Origin of the sequence: Nostoc cf. edaphicum LEGE 07299, from assembly GCF_015207245.1 — a bacterium.
Lineage (GTDB): Bacteria > Cyanobacteriota > Cyanobacteriia > Cyanobacteriales > Nostocaceae > Nostoc > Nostoc edaphicum_B.
This window is the reverse complement of record NZ_JADEXF010000805.1, coordinates 1-3090: the sequence shown is the minus strand read 5'-3', so window position 1 is coordinate 3090 and position 3090 is coordinate 1. Positions and strand designations below refer to the sequence as shown.

At 41.9% G+C, this 3090-nt stretch carries 2 protein-coding genes; both read right to left on the bottom strand.

Annotation, left to right across the window (positions count from 1 at the left end; genetic code table 11):
• Nucleotides 1–1808 (bottom strand): phospholipase D-like domain-containing protein (locus IQ229_RS20935; protein ID WP_228013616.1); only part of this gene is annotated, 1808 nt, incomplete at its 3' end.
• A 424-nt stretch (nt 1809–2232) separates the two neighbouring features.
• Nucleotides 2233–3090, bottom strand: an 858-nt coding sequence (locus IQ229_RS20930; protein ID WP_322744035.1) for a transketolase C-terminal domain-containing protein, incomplete at its 5' end; no start/stop codon positions are given.

Below are 3090 nucleotides of genomic sequence, written 5' to 3'. Positions count from 1 at the left end.
TGTTCTAAAGCATATAAATAAATGAAGTTGCGTAATATATGACGTTCGATTGATTGAATAAAAGCAACACCACTACTTTCTAGACGTTTAAATAAATTAGTGCGAGAAAAACCCATTAACCTCCTACCGCCACGAAATAAGCTATTAAGAAAGCGTTGTTCGGTGTCTGTAGGCGGCTGTTTGTGTTTAGCAATAACGTAATTTCCTAGCCCATAGCGAGGTAAATTAAGTTGATTAATTACTTCTACTACTAACTCAGAGTAAAGGCGAGAATAAAAGTCTGTGTTAGAACCTTCTAAAGGAAACTTGAGACTCCGAGGTAGACGCTGGGGAAAATAAGAACGTGTCCCATCAGCAAATTCTAAATATTTCCGCCCTGTTTTATCTGTGTGGGCATAATTATCTTTAATAAAAGAGCGAGTGCGTCGTACCATGTAACGCTTCATCAATTCTCGCCAGTCATCAGGGTGTTCGCTTTTCTCAAAAGCAGCTAAAGAACGCACAGAACATTGATGCTTTCTAATAAACTCTAGTTCTCCTATAGAACTGCCACCAAGTTCATTAATTAAAGCTTCTGGTCTTAATCCCAAATCTTGGTCTTCTGGCACAAATAGCCGCAGTTGCGCGGAAAGGTCAAGATAACTTTTATTGTAAGGAGTCGCAGATAATAAAATACATTTACTTTCGTTAGTAGCAATATATTCTGTAATTGCTCGATAACGTTTGCCTTCGCGGTTCCGTAAGTTGTGACTTTCATCAATTAACACAACTCGATAACGCCGGAGTTTTGGTAACTTATTTTGTACTTGACTAATTGGCATCACTTCGGCAAGTAGCCGATAGTTATTTACATATTCTTGCCACATTGACACCAAGTTTTTTGGGCAAATAATCAGTGTTTCTAAAAAACAATCTTCTTGTAAAATCTTGGCAAGGGCAGTTCCAACTAAAGTTTTGCCCAAACCGACCACATCACCCACTAATACACCGCCACGCCTTGTTACATGACGTGCTGCTAGCTGTACGGCGGCTTTTTGGAAATCAAATAAATTGTTAAATTCGCGGGGGATGCGGAATTCTGAAAGTCCGGCGATCGCTTCATGGGATAAGTGGTAAGCTATCTTCAGGTAGATGTAGTAAGGTGAAACTAGCTCTTGCCTAGCCCAGCTTTGGTCGATAATTTCCGCCAATTCTTGGGAAATATCTACACAACCGTAATCTTGCCAGCGATCGCTAAACCACTTTTGCAGTTTATTACACGCATCGTGGTCTAAAATATCAACATTTAATTCCCCTTGTTTCGCAAGTCCCGGAAGGGTTAAATTACTACTACCCAAAAATCCCACTGTGGGAGTGTTAGGGTCATGGCGATGTACAAGATATAACTTGGCATGGAGAGAATGGCGCAAAAACAGTTTAATAACTAGTTTCTGAGTTTTTAGCTGATGACTTAACCGCCGTAACCCCGCCTCATCCTGATTAGTCGGCGCACCGATAGTCAACTGCTGGCGAAATTCCGCCGCCATCCGTTTTTTAAACCGCACAATGCTACTGTTGTCAATGCGTCCATCACTACTAACAAGGCTAAATGCTGCATGAACTTCATCGCTCGGTAAGCTCTGCATCCCAATTAGTAAACGACAACAAGCATTTTCACTACCAACATACTGTTCGATTAAATCATCAATTCTTCGCCAACCTCTGAGGTTGAAGTAGCCAACGCAAAAATCTGCCCGATAGGAGATTTTGAGGGTTTCTCGTAAAATGGGTAGCAGTTGCAAATCAATGTTGTCAAAAATCCGGGGCATTATTTAAAACTCTATAAATATTTCGTACATCTGTTATATAAGTAAAAATTTTTTCCAGCCAGATAGGGGCAATTGATGAATTGCCCCTACCGTAAAATCAGCTATTGTTTGCGTCTGGAACAAAACAAGGCGGGGAAAGATTTGATGTTCAATCCCCAGAAACAGGAAACGATGTAATTGTCAAATTATTGCAATTGGTGAAGAGTGAGTAGAAATAGCGATCGCTAATCAATACTTTTCGGATAAATCTAACAATCTCTCTTTTGGTCTGGGTAAAGGTTAAAGGGTAAGGGGTAAAGGTAAATATCAAACCCTTTCCCTTTCCCCTTTCCCCCTTAACCGAAAAGTATTGGATCGCTAATATTCTCATAAAAATAACCCCTGTTATAGGGGTTATTTTGAGATAATACTGTTGATGAGTAAACTAAACCACAGCAGATACTTGCTGTTTAAAGAAAGCTTGCAATACTCTCTCTGCTATTTGATGACTAGTTAAACCTAGTTCTGTTTTAGATTCATTGGGTTCAGCATGATCTACCAATACATCTGGTACACCAAATCGCTTGACAGGAACGAGAATATCTGCATCTATTAAAGCCTCGGCGAGCGCAGAACCAAAGCCACCCATAACACAGCCTTCTTCTAAGGTGACAACACGGCCGATTTTCTTCGCTAAAGGTAAAATCAACTCGGTATCCAACGGCTTAACGAAACGGGCATTGATTACAGTTGCTTCAATGCCGTGTTCGCTGAGAATTTCAGCAGCTTGCATTCCTGGATAGACCATTGTGCCATAAGCAACAATTAACACATCATCGCCTGTACGCAGAATCTCGCCTTTGCCGATTTCCAAAGGTTCCCAACCTTCCTCCATCAAGGGAACGCCGTAACCATTGCCACGAGGGTAGCGCATTGCGATCGGGCTGCTGGTATGCTCAACACCAGTTACTATCATGCTTTGCAGTTCTGCCTCGTCTTTGGGTGCCATGATTACCATGTTGGGAATGCAACGCAGATAGGCAATGTCGTACATACCTTGGTGGGTGGGGCCATCAGCACCGACGATTCCGGCCCGATCCAAGCAGAAGAATACTGGCAGATTTTGGATGCAGACATCATGAATTATTTGGTCGTAGGCGCGTTGTAAAAAGGTGGAATAAATAGCCGCAACGGGGCGCATCCCTTCGCTTGCAAGTCCTGCTGCTAAGGTAATTGCGTGTTGTTCCGCAATGCCGACATCTATATATTGATTCGGCAGTTTTGCTTGAAGTTTATCTAAACC